22 protein-coding genes are annotated in these 20,813 nt (G+C 36.0%); 7 read left to right on the top strand and 15 right to left on the bottom strand.

Annotation, left to right across the window (positions count from 1 at the left end):
- Positions 1–281: 281 nt before the first annotated feature.
- The 3 genes from LCP48_RS07040 to LCP48_RS07030 all read right to left on the bottom strand — a co-directional run bounded on the left by LCP48_RS07040 (position 282) and on the right by LCP48_RS07030 (position 2,335).
- On the bottom strand, positions 282–491 hold the full coding sequence (locus tag LCP48_RS07040) for a hypothetical protein (protein WP_004232419.1): 210 nt from the start codon (positions 489–491) through the stop codon (positions 282–284).
- A gap of 237 nt (positions 492–728) precedes the next feature.
- Complete coding sequence (locus LCP48_RS07035; protein WP_009370765.1) at positions 729–1,382, bottom strand: MBL fold metallo-hydrolase; 654 nt, start codon at positions 1,380–1,382, stop codon at positions 729–731.
- Between the two features lie 29 nt (positions 1,383–1,411).
- A complete protein-coding gene (locus LCP48_RS07030; protein WP_009370763.1) occupies positions 1,412–2,335 on the bottom strand; it encodes a DMT family transporter in 924 nt (307 codons plus the stop codon).
- Positions 2,336–2,448: 113 nt separating this feature from the next.
- Between LCP48_RS07030 and LCP48_RS07025 the strand changes: the two genes are divergently transcribed.
- Together LCP48_RS07025 and yiaA are read left to right on the top strand one after the other, a co-directional pair.
- Entirely contained in the window at positions 2,449–3,867 is a 1,419-nt protein-coding gene (locus LCP48_RS07025) for an aminotransferase-like domain-containing protein (RefSeq protein ID WP_004232415.1), read from the top strand.
- A 436-nt stretch (positions 3,868–4,303) separates the two neighbouring features.
- Positions 4,304–4,774, top strand: coding sequence for an inner membrane protein YiaA (gene yiaA / locus LCP48_RS07020; protein ID WP_004232413.1), 471 nt, complete (start codon positions 4,304–4,306; stop codon positions 4,772–4,774).
- A 122-nt stretch (positions 4,775–4,896) separates the two neighbouring features.
- Here yiaA and LCP48_RS07015 read toward each other — a convergent pair whose 3' ends face one another.
- Positions 4,897–5,946 carry a 2,3-butanediol dehydrogenase gene (locus LCP48_RS07015; protein ID WP_225340817.1) on the bottom strand — a complete coding sequence of 350 codons (1,050 nt, stop codon included), beginning with the start codon at positions 5,944–5,946 and terminating at the stop codon, positions 4,897–4,899.
- A 19-nt stretch (positions 5,947–5,965) separates the two neighbouring features.
- Entirely contained in the window at positions 5,966–6,604 is a 639-nt protein-coding gene (locus LCP48_RS07010) for a GntR family transcriptional regulator (protein WP_048391171.1), read from the bottom strand.
- A gap of 278 nt (positions 6,605–6,882) precedes the next feature.
- Here LCP48_RS07010 and LCP48_RS07005 point away from each other — a divergent pair, with 278 nt between their 5' ends.
- Positions 6,883–8,280, top strand: a complete 1,398-nt coding sequence (locus LCP48_RS07005; protein ID WP_004232408.1) for a hypothetical protein — start codon at positions 6,883–6,885, stop codon at positions 8,278–8,280.
- 35 nt (positions 8,281–8,315) lie between these two features.
- Here the strand turns inward: LCP48_RS07005 and LCP48_RS07000 are convergent, their stop codons facing one another.
- Genes LCP48_RS07000 through LCP48_RS06985 form a run of 4 tightly spaced genes read right to left on the bottom strand, consistent with a single transcriptional unit; the run spans position 8,316 to position 10,659 of the window.
- Positions 8,316–8,714 (bottom strand): GntR family transcriptional regulator, encoded by a 399-nt coding sequence (locus LCP48_RS07000; protein WP_004232407.1) that lies wholly within the window; start codon positions 8,712–8,714, stop codon positions 8,316–8,318.
- 21 nt (positions 8,715–8,735) lie between these two features.
- Positions 8,736–9,515: an ABC transporter permease gene (locus LCP48_RS06995; RefSeq protein WP_004232406.1), complete on the bottom strand. Its 780-nt coding sequence runs from the start codon at positions 9,513–9,515 to the stop codon at positions 8,736–8,738.
- Positions 9,516–9,521: 6 nt separating this feature from the next.
- Positions 9,522–10,424, bottom strand: a complete 903-nt coding sequence (locus LCP48_RS06990; protein ID WP_225340816.1) for an ABC transporter ATP-binding protein — start codon at positions 10,422–10,424, stop codon at positions 9,522–9,524.
- The gene (locus tag LCP48_RS06985; RefSeq protein WP_004232404.1) at positions 10,408–10,659 is read right to left on the bottom strand and encodes a PLD nuclease N-terminal domain-containing protein; all 252 of its coding nucleotides are present in this window, start codon (positions 10,657–10,659) and stop codon (positions 10,408–10,410) included. The genes LCP48_RS06990 and LCP48_RS06985 overlap by 17 nt, the downstream gene beginning before the upstream one ends.
- A 183-nt stretch (positions 10,660–10,842) precedes the next feature.
- Here LCP48_RS06985 and LCP48_RS06980 point away from each other — a divergent pair, with 183 nt between their 5' ends.
- Both LCP48_RS06980 and LCP48_RS06975 read left to right on the top strand, forming a co-directional pair.
- Complete coding sequence (locus LCP48_RS06980) at positions 10,843–11,382, top strand: transcriptional regulator (protein ID WP_004232403.1); 540 nt, start codon at positions 10,843–10,845, stop codon at positions 11,380–11,382.
- A 32-nt stretch (positions 11,383–11,414) separates the two neighbouring features.
- Positions 11,415–12,275 carry a YitT family protein gene (locus LCP48_RS06975; RefSeq protein WP_004232402.1) on the top strand — a complete coding sequence of 287 codons (861 nt, stop codon included), beginning with the start codon at positions 11,415–11,417 and terminating at the stop codon, positions 12,273–12,275.
- A 41-nt stretch (positions 12,276–12,316) separates the two neighbouring features.
- On the opposite strand, the gene LCP48_RS06970 is transcribed toward LCP48_RS06975, so the two are convergent.
- Positions 12,317–13,480 (bottom strand): YbfB/YjiJ family MFS transporter, encoded by a 1,164-nt coding sequence (locus LCP48_RS06970; protein WP_004232401.1) that lies wholly within the window; start codon positions 13,478–13,480, stop codon positions 12,317–12,319.
- Between the two features lie 100 nt (positions 13,481–13,580).
- On the opposite strand from LCP48_RS06970, the gene LCP48_RS06965 reads away from it, so the two are divergent.
- Entirely contained in the window at positions 13,581–14,459 is an 879-nt protein-coding gene (locus LCP48_RS06965) for a LysR family transcriptional regulator (RefSeq protein ID WP_004232400.1), read from the top strand.
- A gap of 107 nt (positions 14,460–14,566) precedes the next feature.
- Here LCP48_RS06965 and LCP48_RS06960 read toward each other — a convergent pair whose 3' ends face one another.
- On the bottom strand, positions 14,567–16,168 hold the full coding sequence (locus LCP48_RS06960; protein WP_192807177.1) for a Na/Pi cotransporter family protein: 1,602 nt from the start codon (positions 16,166–16,168) through the stop codon (positions 14,567–14,569).
- A 279-nt stretch (positions 16,169–16,447) separates the two neighbouring features.
- Here LCP48_RS06960 and LCP48_RS06955 point away from each other — a divergent pair, with 279 nt between their 5' ends.
- A complete protein-coding gene (locus LCP48_RS06955) occupies positions 16,448–16,753 on the top strand; it encodes a hypothetical protein (RefSeq protein ID WP_004232398.1) in 306 nt (101 codons plus the stop codon).
- Positions 16,754–16,757: 4 nt separating this feature from the next.
- Here the strand turns inward: LCP48_RS06955 and LCP48_RS06950 are convergent, their stop codons facing one another.
- From LCP48_RS06950 to LCP48_RS06935, 4 genes are read right to left on the bottom strand one after another with little or no spacing between them, the layout of a single operon-like run.
- A complete protein-coding gene (locus LCP48_RS06950) occupies positions 16,758–18,257 on the bottom strand; it encodes a HAMP domain-containing sensor histidine kinase (RefSeq protein WP_004232397.1) in 1,500 nt (499 codons plus the stop codon).
- A complete protein-coding gene (locus LCP48_RS06945; RefSeq protein WP_004232396.1) occupies positions 18,241–18,942 on the bottom strand; it encodes a response regulator transcription factor in 702 nt (233 codons plus the stop codon). The genes LCP48_RS06950 and LCP48_RS06945 overlap by 17 nt, the downstream gene beginning before the upstream one ends.
- Before the next feature lie 53 nt (positions 18,943–18,995).
- Positions 18,996–19,583, bottom strand: coding sequence for a DedA family protein (locus LCP48_RS06940; RefSeq protein WP_004232395.1), 588 nt, complete (start codon positions 19,581–19,583; stop codon positions 18,996–18,998).
- Positions 19,583–20,155, bottom strand: coding sequence for a class I SAM-dependent methyltransferase (locus LCP48_RS06935; RefSeq protein WP_004232390.1), 573 nt, complete (start codon positions 20,153–20,155; stop codon positions 19,583–19,585). The genes LCP48_RS06940 and LCP48_RS06935 overlap by 1 nt, the downstream gene beginning before the upstream one ends.
- Positions 20,156–20,813: the final 658 nt, after the last annotated feature.

The raw sequence follows: 20,813 nt of genomic DNA, 5'->3' as shown, positions 1-20,813 counted from the left end.
TTATTTTACAATCTTTTTTTCGTTAATAATGAATCCTCCAGTAGAGAAAAGTCTAATTTTAGAAATGATAAAAAAGCCAAAACCCGCATGTATCAAGGGCTTGGCTTTTATCTTTGTATTTCATTAATAAAGAATGTTAAATTGAATATTTTTTCTCAATTTTCTTCAGCATGATCAATCTTATTCTGATAATCCAATCAAAAAAACATTCCCCTCTATAAAGAATATAGAAGTGAGATGTTTTTAATGTTCACTACTATTATTAGAACGGTCGCAAACGTTTAGCGTGACTCTTTTGGCGGTTGGCATACATCACATTTTCGTTGGTTTTTATTTTTAAATTTCGTAAATGTTTTTTCAAAGTTACTACCACATGCACATTTAAATAGTAGCTTTTGAGAAAAACCATGGTATTCAGTCGTTAGCAACTTACTTTCTGAATTGTTCGCAACAAATTTCTGAATTTCATCAATCGTCCAACGTTTATTCATTTCCTTACACCTCCATATTTGATCGTTCTGCGGAGGCTTTTCTTGGCATCCGTTATAAAAAAGTGCTTAAGTATCTTAAGTGCCTCATTATAACATGACCTGACTCACATTAAAATAGATGTTTGACAAGCCCTTGACTAGTGCTAGGGGTGGTACTCTTGCATGTTACGATTCGAGCTAGCCTCCCAGCACTTGGCATTCTATGGAACCTTCATCTTTAATCAATATTTTTAAGATTCAAAGCTTTTGAATCTGCTCTTTAATATCCACCTTGCATAATCCTCCGTGGTAACAAATCACCGATTCAATGTCTAGGTCTGCATATTTCTTTAAAGATTGTTGAGCAACCTCTATATCCAAAGTGGTTGGAACATGAATCCCTCCCAATATACCATTTACACTATACATCGAATCGCCTGCAACAAGCGTTTTGCTTTGCTTCAAATATAAACTAATATGGCCAGGCGTATGCCCTGGTGTATGGATAACTCGTATTCCTCCACAATATGGTAGTTCTTGACCGTCTTTCAAGGTCTCATCCACTTTCCCCTTGGGTGGATTCTCTATGTGCCCGTCTTTCAAAAGCGGTAAATCTCCCTGAATATAAGGCTTATCTAGTTCGTGCGCATAAATTTTTATATGACTACCGCAATTTTGCAATATGTCAGGAAGACTGCCTATATGATCGATATCCTGATGTGTCAAAATCACAACTTTGAGTTGATTGAACGACACGCCTACCTTTTCCATTGCTATACGTAAATCTTCCATTTGACCTGAACATCCAGTATCAATTAAAACAGCCATCTCCTGATCCCATAAAAGCGTTGGAAAAATGAAGGCTCCGTTAAATTTAAGCTCCAGAATCTCTACTCCCCTAGAAATTTTCATCATTTCTTCCCCTTTATGATTAGATTTTATTATTCTTTTACATCCTGAAGAACAGTCCTCTTCCGCCAAAGCAACTCTCTCAATGTGTCAAAATTGACTAGAATCGTTCCAACAATAATCGTCAGCGTACCTATTCCTGTTAACCACGAAATATATTCATGATAGAAGGTAACACCTAATATAACGGCAATTACTGGTGAAATATACAGCCATGTGGACGGAAAAACAGGATTTGTTCGTGACACAAGCCAATAATAAATGCTGTGACCAATCATTGAACCAAAAATAATCAAATAAAAAAGAGAACCAATTGAAGCTGGACTTAAAAGATAATGAAGCTGAATGTTCTCAGTAAAAAGTGACAAAATGATTAATAAAATCCCTCCATGCATCATTTGTGCTGCATTTAAAGCAATTGGAGATGTTGTTCCAAATTTTTGGATGACATGCTTCGTATAAATTGTTCCAGATGCATAGAAAACTTCACCTAAAATAATAGCGAAACAACCAACCATCCAGAAGGGACTAATCTCAATTGCAAAACTAGGTAAGATTAAGAAGGTAACACCAATGACTCCGACAACACAACCAATAAATGATTTTCGGTCTCCTTTTTGCTTCAATATAAATGTCTGAATAACAATAATCATCATTGGACCTGTAGCAGATAAGACAGCTGCGATTCCAGATGTCACATACTGTTCTGCCCAATATAATGTGGCAAACGTTCCAAAGGTTAAGGCCACTCCTGTAAAAAACATTTCTTTTCGAAATAATAACCGGATTGTCGTTTTTTCGCACCAAACCATAAAACTAAATAGGAGTAAACCGGCAATGAAAAAACGAAGACCAGCTGATAAAAACGGAGGAACTCCTGCATCAACACCAACTTTAATTGCTAAAAATGTTGTCCCAAAAATCAAACACATAAATAAATAATTAATCATTACCATATCAAACTCCTCCTCTTTTTCTATCATAAAAGAAGTAGGATAGAACAGATTAAAAAGGATAGAACAGATCAATTTGGTTCGTGGTACAATCGGTTTGAATAGGAGGAATCGATGTGGGCAAAGCAAATCAAAATGAAGATTATCTTTTTAAGAAAGTCTATGATGATGTACTGCACCGAATAGAGCGTAAAGAATGGAAAGAACATGAAAAGCTTCCCTCCGTCCGGCAATTAGCATCTGAAATGAATGTCCATCGGCTAACGGTATTAAAAGCTTATCAACTATTAAAACAGCATGACAAAGTTTATGTAAAAGATAAATCAGGCTATTTTGTCCAATCAACTGTAACAAAATATATTGAATATCTAGATCAGGACAATCCCATAGTTTCAGCATATGTAAAAAAAAATCATTTATCCGAAATCCATCAGCCATCTGTTTCCTATCATTTTTCTCAGGCATTGATTGATCCCAATCTTTTGCCTAATCACTATTTTTCAAATTACGTGAAGGAAGTGTTTGACCTATATCCGAAAGTACTGGCAACCTACTCAACGGTGCAGGGTGATTTAGAGCTACGTGAGACACTGACCCAATATTTTATCAACCACTATAAAACACATTTGAGTCCAGATGAACTGTTAATAACATCTGGCTCACAGCAAGCCATTCACTTAATTGCTCAAGCTTTTATTAAGCCAAGAGACGTCGTTTTATTTGAACGTCCAAGCTATAGTGCTGCGATTGATATTTTTAAAGCACAAGGAGCACAGATTGTTACGGTGGATATCCACCCTGAGGGCTACGATTTAGAACAGGTCGAATACTATATTAAAAAATACAAGCCACGCCTATTTTATCTCAACCCTACCTTCCATAATCCAACTGGTTATACGGTTTCTGTTGAGCAGCGCAAAAGATTAGTGGAATTAGCTGAGCACTATCGGTTTCTAATAATAGAAGACGATGCCTATCACGACATTTATTTTGACCAAGCCCCACCACCTCCAATTTACACATTTGATAGTGTTGGGACAGTCATTTATATCCGAAGCTTTTGCAAATACATCTCTCCTGGTTTGAGAATTGCAACTGTTATTTGTCCATCATCATTAATGAAATCACTATTAACAGAAAAATCGCTAGCTGATAATGGCTCACCACTTCTCAATCAAAAAATTTTTCTCCATTACTTCTCCTCACTAAGATTGCAACAACATTTGGAGAAAATCCGGATTGCCCTACAGATTCGAAAGGAAATTATGGAGGAAGAGCTAGCTGTAACAGGCTGGCGATGGAACAGTCCAAAAGGCGGTCTAAATTTATGGGTACAGCTCCCAGACGATCTTCCAACTGAATTATTATTATCTAGAAGCATCGAACAATCGATCTCCTTTGTGCCAGGTCAAGTTTGTGATCCATTAAAACAACTATCCTCTTGGATACGTTTAAGCTATTCCTATGCAAACGAAAAACAGCTAAGAGAAGGAGTAAAAAAGTTGGTTACAGTGGCGCAATCACTTTCTAAGTGATCGGATTAGCGATTTAATTTCATCTAAAAACGGTGGTATTCACAGCTTTATCAACCATTTCACTTTTTTTTCATCGTTGGCACAAATCGTAATAAGCGGTGGACACAGCAACAACAGGCAGACATATACACCTAACATATTTAGCTGTCTATTTGAATAATATGAAAAAAAGTTAGACACGTAGCTCTTATTTGTACAAAATAATTGCAGCAAAAAGGTTCTCGGTGTAGGACACAATTTTATCAAGGAATGATAAGGGAGCCTTCACATTTGATGAAGCCATATTGACTCTTATCCAGCAAAATAAAAGCCAAATTAAAGCAGCCTCCTTTAAGGAGAATATTGAAGAACGAGAATTAGAGAAATTTCTATTCTCATAACCTCCCTGTAGAATGATAGAATGTTTTTATACAGTGATAGAAGGAGGAGAAAGATATTGTCTAATCAAAATGATTCTTCATTAGATAAGGAAAAACAGCCTGATCCGAAAATTAAAGTAGAAAGAAAAGAGGGAGAACCAACTGCTGCTTTCAAGGGGGCTTCCTGGGCAGCATTGTTAGTAGGTGTTACGGCATATTTTATAGGCTTGTTTAATGCAACGATGCAACTAAACGAAAAAGGATATTACATAGCTGTTTTAGTATTTGGACTCTATTCAGCAATATCCTTACAAAAAGCAGTAAGAGATAAAGAAGAGGGAATACCAGTTACTAGTATTTATTATGGTATTAGCTGGGTTGCACTTATTGTATCTATTTCATTAATGGGCATTGGGTTATATAATGCTGGAAGTATTGTTTTAAGCGAAAAAGGGTTCTATGGTATGTCATTTGTTCTAAGTTTATTTGCATCCATCACGGTTCAAAAGAATATTAGAGACACACAGAGAGCTAGAGAAAGAGATTAAGTTACTGAAAGAGTCGAGAAGTTCATTCTCGATTCCTTTTGTCATTTTTTCTTAAGCTCCAGACTCTTCGAGGCTATAAAAAAAGAGCATGGCTGTCATCAGCCATACTCCTCTTAATTTTATTAATTTTCCCCGCTTATTTCGACTAAAATTTTAGATTGTGTTTTGTCATTTGTTAACGTTTTGAATCCTTTTTCAACAATCTCATCTAGGTCAATTTGACTTGTGATGATCCCTTGCGGATTTAGTTGACCAGCGCTCATTGCATCAATTGTTCTTTGGAAAATTGACGGTGTATAAACAATGGATGATAATACATTAACACCTGTGTTTGTAAGTTGCATTGGATTCCATTCGATTGGTCTTGCAAAAATCGAAACAATCATCATGTTACCACGGGGTTTTGTTACATCAATTGCTTGTTTAAAGGTAGGAGCAACTCCTGCCACCTCAAAAGATACATCAACCCCATCTGCAACAATCGCCCGAACTGCTTGTACAGGATTTTCTTTACCTGAATTAATAGCATGGGTTGCACCTAATTCTTTTGCCTTTTCTAATCGATCATCGGATAAATCTAATACGATAACTTTACTAGCACCTGATGCTTTTGCAGCGATTACTGTTAACAATCCAATTGGTCCAGCTCCAAATACAGCAACAGAATCACCTAATGTAACCCCAGCATCTTTAACAGCTTGTACAGCAACTGCCATTGGTTCTACCAGTGCACCATCTTGTAATGTTAAGTTATCTGCTAAACGATGTATATTCGTTACAGGGACATTAACATATTCCGCAAATCCACCGTTTCCATGTAAACCGATAAAGTTAAATCCATCATAACGATCGACTTCTTCATGTTTATTTCTATATGTTAATGTAGGATTGATGACCACTCGGTCCCCAGCCTTAAAGTCAGTAACCTTAGAGCCAACTTCTTCGATGATACCAGCAAATTCATGTCCCATTGTAAGTGGGGCCACTTCACCTGTTAAATCAGCTTTTTCATTAACTGGTACGAAAACTGGACCTTCTTCGTATTCATGCAAATCACTTCCACAAATACCAGCCCACGCTACTTTTACTTTCACTTCTTCTTCTCTTAAAGCACGTAATTCAACCTCTTCAACTCTAATATCTTTCACACCATGCCAAACTGCAGCTTTCATTTATGTTACCCCCATAAAATTATTTAAATTGGTACCATAAAATAACATCCTTAATAGCTACTCGTGCATGATCAAAATCCGACACTTCTATACACTTGATAAAAGTATTGATGGACATATGATAGGATTCAACTAGATTCATCTTCCATTTGGTTTGTGCAGCTACATTTGTAACAAATATTGTTTCTTTAAAGAATCGTAGCATAGCAATATTTCCTGTAACATCAAAAAACAATTGTAACAAGTGGGCAAACGAAACAACATATTCATAAATATTTTCAGCAGACTTTCTTTGTTTCATAGCTTCAAATCGAAATAATAGTTCATTTTGCAAATCGGCAGTCCATTTAGATTCACACTTGGTTAGTGCAATATCCAATAGATGATAAAGCGCTTCCAAATAATCCTTTAATTCCTGATCCGTTATAATCTTCACTCTTACACCTTTATGTTGTACTTTTTCAACTACACCATCTTTTTGTAAAAGATATAGAGCCTCACGGACAGGTGCATGACTTACTTGTAACTCCTTTGCAATTTCTGCCTCTATTAAGCGCTGACCTTGTTCATAGTAACCAGAAAATATGCGAAATAATAATCGTTCAGCTATTTGCTCAGAAATTGTTTTTTTTGAAATTGAATTTTCATCAAACCCCATTAAACCACTCCAATAAATTTATATCCTTTTATTTTAACATAGTTCAGTGTATAGGGTGATTAGCTAAAAGCGTTATATATTATGGATTATAGATTATCGATAATCTATAAAAGTATTTTAATCTATAAACTCATTTCTTTCAAATATCTTGTTTTGGGTATAACTTTAAATACCTTTTTGGTGTTGTTTAGCTTTCGCCTAAGTTAAATTTTTTAAAATCAGCACCATCTTTTTTTCTCTTCATATTCTATAGAATCAGAATATTGAGGGGGAAACGTATGGGGATTGAATTCACAGCTCTCCATTGGATTTACGTGGTTTTTATTGTGCTCATCATCGGATTTATGGTTAAACGTCGCGATACCACCCTCATTTGTGTAGTAGGCATCTTTATGCTAGCGATAGTTGCAACTGGTGATTTTACTTCGTCCATAAGTGGTGTGTTTAACAGCTTTATTTATGCCATAACTGAGCTGCTATCAACGATTCTTATTATTTCGATTATCGTGGCGATGAGTCGGGTCATGATGTCTTCAGGTATTAATGAGGTTATGGTGGCCCCTTTCACAAAGATCATTAAAACACCCGCACTCGCTTATTGGACGATTGGACTATTAATGATGTTTATTTCTTGGTTTTTCTGGCCATCACCTGCAGTAGCGCTATTAGGAGCCGTGCTCTTGCCTGTTGCGATTCGGGCGGGCCTCCCAGCACTGGGGGTTGCCATGGCGATGAACTTATTTGGGCATGGTATTGCATTATCGAGTGATTTTGTCATTCAAGGGGCTCCAAAATTAACGGCCGATGCTGCTGGTATCCCTGTTGGAGATGTTGTTTCAGCCAGTATTCCGCTTGTGATCACAATGGGCGTTGTAACGACAATTGGTGCTTATATTTTTTTAAGACGTGATATGAAACGAGGAACGCTACTTGTAAATACTGGCAACAATGAGGAGGAGGATGGTGAACAAGAAACTGCGGAAAACTTACTGTCAATTGGGCAAAAACGATTCTTCGCCGTCCTTATTCCTATTGCCTTTATCTTAGACGTTATCGCTATGTCAGTATTCAATTTAACGGGCGGCGATGCAACGGCTTTAATCGGGGGAACCTCTGTTTTTATTTTATTGTTGCTTAGTATGGTTGCTCATAAATCAGCGGGATTAGAAAAGACAACAAGTTATTTGATTCAAGGATTTCAATTCGGCTTTAAAGTCTTCGGACCTGTAATTCCAATTGCTGCTTTCTTCTATCTTGGAGATGCTGGCTTTACACAAATTCTTGGAGATCACCTCCCCGCTACTTCACACGGTATTGTCAATGATCTGGGTGTCGGTCTTGCAGCAATAGTTCCGTTAACAAAGGAAATTGCTGTTGTCACACTAGCAGTTGTTGGCGCTATTACAGGATTAGATGGTTCTGGCTTTTCAGGTATTTCTTTAGCAGGTTCGGTTGGTAGTCTATTCGGGAATGCCATTGGTGGGGGAACAGCCACTTTAACTGCTTTAGGACAAATCACAGCTATATGGGTTGGTGGTGGCACACTGATTCCTTGGGCTTTAATCCCAGCAGCTGCTATTTGTAATGTCAGCCCATTTGAGCTAGCAAGACGAAATTTAATTCCTGTAGTCATTGGTCTGATTGTGACAACGATAGTTGCTGTATTTTTGATTTAATTCGATAAAATTGTAAAGAGATGGTCACTAGATTATCAGTAGCCATCTCTTTCACTCTCCGTATAATACTTTTGTAAAATGTCATAAAACATTTCTTTTAGTTGAGATTTTTTCATGCCTAAAATATAAGCCTCTAACAATAATTGCTCCACATTCATAGCTATTTGGTGAAATGAAACAGTCGTAGCTTTATTAGGATCTACGATAACAAATGCTCTAGAATGAGGTTTAATGGTGATGATCCCTTTTTTTTGAAGCTCTTTGTAGCTTTTATGAACTGTATGCAGATTGAGGTTTGTTTGTGCCGCTAGCTGGCGAATAGAAGGCAAATGGTCCCCCTTTTTTAAGCTTCCAGTCGCTATGGATAAAAGCAGCTGCTGTGCGAGTTGTTGATAATATGGAATTTTGCTTCTTCGATTTACTTTTACATTCATTTGTCGAGGATTTCCTCCATATTAAAATTTCTTTTTGGCAATCAAATGATGCATGATAGCCATCATGCATAGGACAAGTAATAGTGTGACAACAATATGAAAGCTATACCATGTTTCTATGTCACCTGTCATTATTATCGTTGTAGCATACAAACTATTACTAGCTGGATTTATGACATCTAAGAATGGATGTAAGCCAGCACAAAAACGACAAATAAATAAGACCCCAATACTGATTAAAGCAATAAATGGAGTACTATTAAAAAATGTACTCATCATGACAACAAATGTAATGACAAACAACAGCCAAATACAATAAAATGCTAAAGCTATCAATGCGCGTGTTATCGGTACAGAGGTAAATAAATACGACGTATAGCCAAGGGACATTACATAGCCAAGCGTAATACATAGGACAGCTAAAACATAATGAGTAAGCAGTTTACTGTTTAAGTAGGATGTGATTGATACTGGCCTTGTTAAAATAAATGCCATCATCCCATTGGCTTTTTCTCCTTGAATAATTCCCATCGTTGCAATAACAAGTATGATTATACCTAATTGATCAAATTGCGAATTAAGGGTTGAAGCAAGCACTTCTTCTCCTCTTGGCTTTGCCATTGTTGGATCAATTATAATCCCTTCTATACCACCCATTGATTGTAAAATAGCAGGCAAGAAATACATCATAATCGGCTGAGTTAAACCTAGGAGGATATAGACGATTGGTAGCCAAACGACTTTATATTCCTTTGTCATTTGATTCATTTCTTTTTTACTTAGTGCGATAAACGTATTCACTTAATATTACACCACCAATTCTAAAAATATTTCTTCTAAGCTTTCTTGAAGGCCAAGATCAAACTTTGTAAATAGTACATTTGAATCCAATCCGTACTGTAGCAATCGATGGGCATCTGCTTCCAAGTGATTGACATATACTTTAAAACCATCCCCACAATTTTCGATTCTCTTTACATAAGGTAAATGTTCAATCGTTGTTAGCCACTTAACATCTTTCTTTTGAACCGCCAAAAAGATAGCTGAATCTTGATAGCGATTAAGTAACTCTAATTTTGTTGCATCTTCTATTTTGTAACCATTTTTAATGACCACAAAGCGCTCACAAACTTCTTCCGCATCGCCTAAAATATGTGTAGAAAGTAGTATGGTCGTTTCTTTTTTTATGTCTTTTAATAGATTCAGCACTTCACGTCTACCGATTGGATCTAGGGCTGATACGGGTTCATCCATAATGATGAAAGCTGGCTTGTGTAATAAAGCTTGTGCGATACCAAGACGCTGTTTCATACCTCCTGAAAATGTTCCAACATGAGCATGTGCTTCTTTTCCTAAGCCCACCTTTTCCAGAAGAATTGGAATATCTTTTTGTAATTGATTTTTCGAAATACCAGAAAGTGTCCCCATAAAGGCTAAAGTTTCAGATGCTGTCATCCACGAAAAGAAATTAGGATACTGTGGTAAATAACCAATATGATTTTTCATCTTTGAAATTTTTTGTCCATCAAGTACAATGCCCCCTTCATCTGCATGAAGAATATCAGCAATAATCTGAATTAATGTGGATTTCCCTGCCCCGTTTGGTCCAATAAGCCCTACACATTCATTCGAATCTATAACCATTGAAAAACTACTTACTGCCGTTTTCTGTTTAAATTTTTTCGTTATATTATTAATTTCTAAGCGCACGTTTATTGACATCCTTTCTACCTATCACGAAATATAGAACAGAACCAATTGTATTAAAGAACAAAATAATAATGGCCCACATTAGTATGTTTTCTCTGCTGTCTCTATGTTTATATAAATCTATGAGTGCAACAGTGATAAGTAAAAAACCTACGAGTACAAATGGTAAAAGGATTGGTAGTATGCTTGCCCAATCAATTTGATTTAAGTCTTCAAAACCATAGTGTAATTTCATTTTTATAACCCCTTTCATTATCATTATCAATAATGATAACAAAAGAATGAAAAAATTTCATTACCTTTTTACTGTACATCTTTTAAAAAACGCTATAGTATATTTTTTGATAATGTTCTCAAATTGATAACATTTGAATGCTTCCCTTGATACTATCTCATTTTCTGGTAGGAGGATCGGTTTATGCGTAATAAAGCAGAGGTATTAATGCACCCTGTGAGAATGAAAATTTTACAAGCTCTGATGCACAATAAAGAAGAGGGTTTAAGCACATTGGAGATGATTTCTATTATTAAAGATGTACCACAAGCCACTCTATATCGTCATATCCAAATTTTAGTCGATGAAAATATTATTAAAATTGTGAAAGAGCGAAAAGTTCGTTCTGTTACAGAGAAGTTTTATGCATTAAATGAAGGAGCAGCAAAACTTAGTAAGGAGGATTGGACGCAACTCACAACCAAGCAAAAATTAAATTATATTTCCTACTATCAATTGGCTTTACTATCACAATATCAAAATTATTTACATTCACTTGATGAAAAAGAAAGCACAACAGATTTAGCAACTTTTTCTTTAATCGACTTAACGTTAACGGACGATCAATTCAAAAACTTTGAAATTGAATTAAACGATTTATTAACTAAATACTATAATATGACCGACTCAGATAAAGGTTTTGAAACTAAAACTATTGCTTTAAATATTATTCCAAAACCATAGGTACTATTGACGTAAAGAAATGGAGAAGATTTATGAAAAAAGGAAAGTCACTAGAAAATATACGAAAATTAATTATGATCATTATTGGGGCAGTTATAGCCGCTTATGGACTAGAGGCCGTGTTAATTCCGAATGCTGTCATTGATGGCGGTGTAACAGGTCTTAGTATTATGGGCGCGCACCTCTTTGGTATCCCATTAGGCGTACTGCTCTTTGTATTAAATATCCCGTTCATTTATATTGGCTACAAGCAAGTTGGAAAAACCTTTGCCTTAATGAGTAGTGCTGGTATTGCAGCTTTATCGATTTCTACAGTGCTTTTACATGACGTCAAAACCATTTTAGGCCCAAATGACCCCCTCCTAATTGTTTTATCTGGTGGTATGCTTCTTGGTGTGGGGATTGGGATTGTCCTACGAAATGGTGGCGCTTTAGATGGCTCAGAGGTTTTAGCTGTACTATTGTCACGTAAGATTCCATTTTCAGTCGGCGATATTATATTATTTATCAATGCCTTTATTTTCATAGGGGCAAGCTTTATCTTTGGCTTAGAGAGTGCTCTTTACTCAGCGTTAACTTACTATATTGCCAAAAATGTTATCGATATAATCCAAGTTGGTTTAGAAAAATCAAAAGAAGTTCGTGTGGTTAGTGGAAAATCCGAGGAGATTGGAGACGCTATTCAAGCCCGTTTAGGCCGTGGTGTTACCTATACACATGGACGTGGTGGTTTCTCCAATGAACCAACAGAAATCTTAAACTGTGTCATTAACCGTATGGAAGAAAATAAATTAGTTTCGATTATTAAAGACATCGACGAAGGCGCTTTTGTTGTCATTTCTGATGTGTCAGAAGTTCGTGGTGGTAACTTTAAGAAACGAGATATCCATTAATTTCAAAGTAAGTAAGGCGCAACATACCTTACTTACTTTTTTTAGTTGCTTCTATCATATTTTATGCCACCTATTAAACATAATCCTCCCAGCATTACAACGAAGGAAGCCCCAACTAAGGCGTACTGATAGCTATTTGTGTAGCTTGCAAGTGTTCCTGCAATGGATGGACCAATCATTTGTCCGAGCGCATAGCCAGCGGTTAAATAGCCTATCATTTGATGACTATTAACTGGTGCAAGTTTCCTCGCTAATGTTGTACAAACAGTTGTAATTCCCATAAAGGTTGCCCCGAAAATAAAGGCACTAGCATAAAGGGTCATCGAATTTGTAGCTAGCGCAGGTAAAATAATACCAATCGCTTGCAGTAGCATAGAGATGAGCAAAATTTTCACATAGCCATAACGCTGTGCTAGCTTAGACCAGACGATACATGAGGGAATTGCTGCAACACCCACAACAAACCATACAAAGGCTGCATCTCCATGAAAGCTTGTCGACTCCTGTGCAATTGATACAATAAATGTGCCTGTGACAATATAGCCAAGTCCCTCTAAGCTATAAGCGATGATTAACCATTTCATCCAAGACTGAGGAGGCGTTTTCTGTGAAATTATCTGGCTTTCCACTAGTTGTTTACTTGGTGTAATAGGCTTGATGAATAGCACAATCAAGACAAACAATACAATACTAAATAAAGCTAATACGATCCAAGTTCCATTCCAACGGAAAACTGCTTGGATTGGTGAAACAATCACCGCACTTAATGCAATCCCTACTCCCACCCCACTATAGAACAGCCCCGATAGATGCATATGACTACTGCTAGCTAACTGGTCTAGTATTAGGCTTGTTATAACAACAAAAATAAAAGCACTCACAACCCCCGAGATAAATCGTAATAAATACCAAATGATGATTGCATTTGTAAAGCCCATGAAGGCTGTTGTTAAAATGCTGATAACAAGGGTAATTTGCAAAAAGAGGATTCGTTTATTCCCTATTGGTAAACGGCCTGCCACCCAAGCTCCAACCAAATAGCCTAAGTAATTACTCGTTGCTAAGTAACCTGCTGTTGCTCGACTAAATTCAAAAGCTTCTTGCATATAAGGTAAAATAACCGTATACGAAAAACGGCCGATCCCCATAGCGATTACTAAAGCAAAAATGCCCCCGATTAAATAACGTACAGTTTGCTTGTGCATATCATCACTCCTTCTATTTCACTATATCGAATATCTAGGTATCAAAAATAGATCCAATTCTTTATAATAAGTATCAATAAAATTGATAGCTGGAGGACATATGAATATTAATGATTTAACAATTTTTCGAACAGTCGTCCAAACAGGTAGCTTTTCTAAAGCTGCCACGGCACTTAATTACACGCAATCCAACATCTCTATGAAAATACAAAGTCTTGAGGCACTCTACGAAACAACCTTTTTTTATCGTGGACATCGAGGGATACAGCTAACACCAAAAGGAGAACAATTCTACGAGTTAGTCCTAAAAATGCTTCATCTCTATGAAAAAACCTTTGAGATCATACATGATACGGAGGAACAACGAGGCGTTTTACGAATTGGTTCAATGGAAACAACTGCTGCATTACATTTACCAACTTTGTTAAGCACATTTCATCAAGCGTATGAACAAGTGGATATCACCATATTAACAAGCCCTTCTCAGCACAATATTGAACGGGTTGAGAACTATGAACTAGATGGCGCATTTGTTACTGGACCTATTTATAGAGAAAATATAATGATGAAAGAGTTTGTCTGTGAAGAGCTTGTTATTCTCACTTCTAGCAAGCATAAGCCTATTAAGCATCTCCAAGATTTAGAGGGAAGCACCGTGATTACATTCCGCCATGGCTGTTCCTATCGAGCCATCCTGGAACATTGGTTACATGAAGAAGGAGTTCAACCACAAAATCGAATGGAGCTTGGTACGCTTGACGGTATTATTGGCTGTGTTACTGCTGGGTTAGGTATTACCTTACTACCACGTGCCATTGCAGAAAAACATATGGCAATACAAGCATTAACATTGCACAAGATAAAGAACAAGCAGGCACATATTCCTACATGGTTTATTTATCGTAAGGACGAAGTACAATCCCCCATCCTAATGTATTTTTTAGAAGCTATAGAAGCTTATAACTATCCGACAGTTTGAGGGTTCTATCCGTCAATTTTAGGAATTTATTCCGTCCGTTTAATAATTCTATCCTTCCCCGAATAAAAAAGCTGTTCAGCAGATTATCTCCTCTGAACAGCTTTATATTAGGCAATAACGGTTTCCGCTATGTTAGAAGCATGATCACCGATTCTTTCTAAATTACTCACAATATCCGCAAATACAATACCTGCTGAACCTGAGCAAACTCCTTCATTTAATCGCTTAATATGCAATTTACGTAAACGTCTCTCCATATTATCAATTTCATTTTCTTTTTCTATCACTTGCTGTGCTAATGAAAGATCACGCTTATCAAGGGATTCGATAGACATTTTCACAGTATCTAATGTAAAAACAAACATATCTTCTAATTCCTTCATCGCTTGTTCACTTAACCGAACGCGATTACTATCCTTGTATTGCAGAAGCTCAATTATATTTTCTACATGATCACCAATTCGTTCGATATCACGAATATTTTCAAATAAGGCATGGTGCACTTGGGAATCATGGGTTGATAAAGATTGTTTTGATAACTCCACTAAATATTCCGTTGATTTGCGATCTAAATTATTAATGGCTTCTTCCAATTGGCCGACCTTACCTATTAACTTAGCATCATCCGTCTTCAAAATCTTTAACGTTTCTTCTAGACCTTGAATACTATACTCACCCATGCGAACTACTTCCATCTTTGCTTGTCCTAATGCCACTGATGGTGATTTGATAATCAAATTTTTATCCAAAAATTTTGGTTTGTATTCAATAACTGAATCTTCGCCTGGAATTAGTTTTGTGACGACATAAGCCCAAACACCTATGAATGGTAATTGAATGATTGTATTAAGGATATTAAACGTTCCATGTGCAAAGGCAATTTGCATTTTCGGCTCTAAATTCAGCACCCCTGCAATCCATTCCACATAGTTTGTAAATAACCCTAATATGAGCATAAAGATAATTGTACCCACTACATTAAATAGCAAATGAGTGGCAGCTGCTCGTTTTGCTGCAATAGAAGCACCTAAAGCGGCTAGAATTGCTGTAATCGTTGTCCCAATATTATCTCCAAACAAGACAGGTAATGCCCCGTGTAAAGTTATTAAATCTTCAGCATAAAGCCCTTGTAATATCCCTACTGTAGCCGAAGAAGATTGAACAATCAGGGTGAATATTGTTCCTACTAATACGCCTAAGATCGGCACATCAGACATTTGTACTGTCAAATCTAAAAATGGTTGCCAATCTCTAAGCGGCTTCATTCCACCACTCATCAGCTCTAAACCAATAAATAAACCTGCAAAGCCAAATAATACTTGCCCCATATTTTGAATGAAACTTTTCTTAAAGAAAAATAAACATATTGCGCCCACTGCCATAATTGGATATGCATAAGCACCCACATCTATTCCTATAATAAATGCTGTAATGGTTGTCCCAATATTAGCACCCATAATCACGCCAATTGCTTGGCGCAGTTTCATAAGTCCTGCGCTCACTAGTCCAACGGTAATAACAGTCGTACCTGAACTTGATTGTATGAGAACTGTAACTACAATACCAACTAGTACACCCATTAATGGGTTTGTTGTAAATTTATCTAAAATATCTCTTAGTCGATCACCTGCAGCCTTCTGCAAGCCATCGCCCATAAATTTAATAGCGAAAAGAAATAAGCCTAACCCTCCAAGAAATTGGAAAATCATCTCCTGTATATTGATAGCCAATCCATTCAACCCTTTCCTTGTTGTCAGACTTTATTATTAATAGTTTTAAGCTAGCTGTACATATCATTTACAATGGATTAATTTAATGTTTACACGCCCTTTACAATTAGTCCAAAAAACGGACATATTCAAATCAAATTCAACAAAAAACAAACAAAAAAAACACGAGAAAATCTTTCATAAGATTTTCTCATGTTTTTTTTGACGGCTGAATACATTTCCTTTAGGCTATAATTAGACAGTAGAAAGGAGTTTTCTATGGATATTTTTATCGCCAGTAATTGCCAATTACCTATCCGCTACTATGTGCAGGAAGCAATTTGGATTCGACGTGGCGGTAGTATTAAGCTACCAGATTTAACACTGCCATTTTTCGTCGAAGTAGAGATTAAAAATCAATATAATTTACATATTATTGCAGATTATATTCTGGACTTTCAACGACAATACAAGCAGACAGAAATCCAATTATTAATCAGAAACACAGCTACCCTAGCTACCCTACAAGATATGCTTTCACAACATAAACAAATACAACATGCCATTACTATTCTTCCATTGTAGTCAGTTATGAAGCTGCTAATGGCAATGTGATAATAAAGTACAGTGTCTCGTTTTTGTATTTTGCGTGAATCGTTCCTCCGTGAAGCTCCACTATGCTCTTGGCAATCGCTAGTCCAAGCCCTGAGCCCTCGGTTACATTTGTTCTCGATTGATCTTTTTTATAAAATCTCTCAAATAAACTAGCAAGCTCAACCGATGTAAAGGCATCACTTTGGTTCGCTACACAAATACGCACATGGTTTGCTTGTCCTTCAAGGGAAACCATAATTTTTCCTTCAGCTGTACTATAATTGATGGCATTGATGAGTAGATTATCAAATACTCGTACAATTTTTTCCGAATCCAGGGCAGCAAAAATTCGTTTCTCTGGAAAATGTTTTATAAAAATACGTTGTTTCTCCTCTGCTAATGGTACTAATTCCTCTATTAGTTGTTCGAGCAGCTCATTTACACAAACTTGTTGTCGCATTAAAGTATTTTTGTCATTCGTGAGCTTAGTATACTCAAATAAATCGTCTATTAAATTTTTTAATTGCTCGGATTTAGAAAAGGCTATTTTCAAATATTCGTCATATTGCTCTTTCGTCTCATACTTCTCTTCTCTTAATAAACGCAAATAACCCATGATTGAGGTAAGAGGCGTTCTAAGGTCATGTGAAACATTTGAAATGAGCACGTTTTTTTGTTGTTCAATTTTCCTCTCCATCTCGATACTTGTCATAATTTCTTCTGCCATTTGATTAACATTATCCGTGAGTAAAGCAATTTCATCCTGGCCTTTTTTCTCAATACGAAAGGCTAAATTACCTTTTGCGATTTCCATAACCCCCTCCGCTAATGTCTCAATTTGATTCATTTTGCGTTTTGTTATTGAGAAAAATGATACGATAAACAACATAACACCAATGAAAAAAGGTATGGGGCCTTCATTCGTACTTGTGATGGCTTCTCCTTGTGGAAGCCCACTAACAAAGAAATAATAATTTTTATCTTGTAAAGTTAGTGGCACTATTGTTGTAAACTCCTCACGAGACGTTTCGATCACATGATAGGCATTTTCAAAAGGTTGATTCATTGTAAAGTCCATGACATGCCTTATTTCTTCGTGCAAATCGATTTGTTGCTCCTTTACCTGCTTTGTTTTATATAAGACCTTCCCTGTCTCATCTGTGACAACTATTTTTAATGCATTATCCTCATTTTCTATTTTTCCATTTTCTTGATCGATCAATTCTCTTAATGCTTTAACACTATTTTCTTGAGTTGCCATTGCTGCTGTATCCTGTGCATGATAATACATCATCTTCATACTACCACTATAATCCACAATCACTGTCTCATTGATATTCTCAAAAAATGGCACTATTGCACGTGCCACTAAAAAACTGCCAAGTGCACATAATAAAAACGTTGTAAATAGTTGGATACGAATGCTACGTTGAATATTATTTTTTATTTTCACACCAATATGCTTTAGAAACCTTGGCCTAAAGAACTTTTTCAACTTTATACCCTACTCCCCATACGGTTTTAATATATTGTGGATTCCTTGAATTTGTCTCAATTCGCTCTCGAATTTTTCGAATATGTACCATTACAGTATTTTCCGATTGAAATGCTTCCTCTTTCCAAACTTTTTCATAGATTTGCTCTGCACTCATGACAATGCCAGGATTACTAACAAGCAATTCCAAAATAGCAAACTCTCTAGGTGTCAGCTTTACTCTTTCATTGTTAACAAAAACTTCATGTGTCGCTGTATTGATACGTAAATCACCAACTTCCAGCTCCTCTTTATTGCTGCTATGTAAGCCACTCATTTTCAGATAGCGACGAAGCTGTGATTTAATGCGGGCAATCAGCTCTAACGGATTAAAGGGCTTCGTCACATAATCATCAGCACCTATTGTTAAACCACCAATCTTATCCATATCTTGAGATTTGGCAGTTAGCATAATAATAGGCATTTCTGCTACTTCTCTTACCTTCATACACATTTTAATGCCATCTACTTTAGGCATCATTAAATCCAATACAATTAAATGTACTTTATGCTTCTTTACTAACTGTAAACCCTCTTCTCCATCACATGCCTCTAACACCTGAAACCCCTCATTTTTCAAATAAATTGAAATCAGATTTCTTATCTCTTTTTCATCATCTACAATTAAAATTGTTTCATTACTCATCTAATCCCACCATTAATCAAATATTTTCCATTCATAATGTTCCTCCATTTTAGCTATTTTTTAAATTTCCGTATATAAAAATAATAAATACAGCTAACAGTCACGATGAATAACCCAAAGTAAATACCATATTTCGTAGCAATCACAGAAATATATTCAATTTGACTGCCGAACAATAAACCTAGTGTAAAATAAATCAATGTCCAGACAAAGCCTGTTGTATAGGAAAATAAGGCATATGTTTTAAAAGGCATATTATTCATTCCCACCAAGTAAGGGAGGATATGTCGAACAATTGGAATAAAGTAACTAAGGACTAATGCAAAACGTCCATATTGATCTAACAATTTTTTTGATTTAGATAAGTACTTTGCCTTTTTCTTTTTCACAAGTTTATCGAGTACACGATGACCAAACAGTTTTCCAAGTATAAATCCTAGAGAAAGCCCTGAAACAACGCCTAAATAAGTAAGTAAGAAAGATCTCCATATGACCAATTTTCCTAGCGACGATAGCAAACCACCACTCATGACAATCATTTCATCTGGTAGCGGCATGCCTATGATCCCTAGCCATAAACTAAAAAACAAAGCAAAATAGCCATATTGTTCTATAAATAATAAAAGATCCTGTAGCTCCATTAGCTGACCCTCGTATTTCCTAACCTACAGCTCAATACATACGCTGGTGGCATATTGATCCATACTTTCTCATGTGAAATATCCTGAAAATAGGTTTGAAAAAATGATTTTTTCACAAGTGAATATTGGAAAGTAATGAATTTTCCATTATACAAACAATCCCTCACATTTCTTAAAATACAACACGATACTTCCGCCTTTAACGATGTAAATGGCAGTCCAGAAATAACATAATCTATATTTTCGATATTTAAGTTCGTCAAATATTGCTTCAAATTTTCTGCTGAACCATGGATCACTACAACATTAGCTACATGAGCAAATTGCCTACGCAGTTTCTCACAAAAAATCGCATTATGTTCAATGAGAACAAGCAATGTAGCTGGCTTTTTTCTTTTCACAAGCTCCTTTGTAAAGGCCCCCATCCCTGGGCCAAGCTCTATAATGCATTGAGCCGTTTCAAAGCAAATAGGTTGCACCATTTTATGCGCTAATTTCTTAGAACTAGGTGATATGGCGCCTATTGTTTTTGGATGCTTTATAAATTCAGTAAGGAAGGTGATAAGCTGCATTTCGTTGTCTCCTCGCTTTGCTTTATTGATGGTTTTAACTATAAAGAGACTTTCTTAAAGATTTGCAAGGAGAATTCTTAACTTTTTCTTAATAATTGACATTATTTAGTTAGTAGATTAACACGATACCATATGGTGAAAACAAAAAAAGTCGCTCACTTTCATTCATGAGTGACTTAAATGCCTAATTTCTATATTCATCTTCATTTTTCGCTCATCATTGACACTCTATTAAAGAATGGAATGAAGGTGCACATTCAATACCAACGACAGCAAAGCCTATAATTTAAACATCTGTATCACAGATTCAACATTTTTAAAAACTGTTGGCCCTTTCATAGCTTGTTCTTCGTGCTCTTCTCCTCACAAGATGATTGAACGCAATATAATCTTCATTTTTAGGTGTATCCTCTTTTCTTAACAGCAGTATAAAGACATGATCCTTTCTTATATAACAAATTGTTATTTTAATCATTTTTATTTCCATTGAATCCGTTACTAATCCCTCTTATAATTAATTGCCCTAAAACATAAAAAAATGACACAAAGATAATGGCTACATCTCTTCCAAAAGGCTTAAACCAACTTCCATCATCATTTAAAAAAATAGCCTAACATTAAAGACAAAGCAGTCATTAAAAAATTTAGGACAATGAAC

This window comes from Lysinibacillus capsici, from assembly GCF_020217405.1.
GTDB classification, from domain to species: Bacteria; Bacillota; Bacilli; order Bacillales_A; family Planococcaceae; genus Lysinibacillus; species Lysinibacillus capsici.
This window is presented reverse-complemented; position numbering and strand designations above follow the sequence as displayed.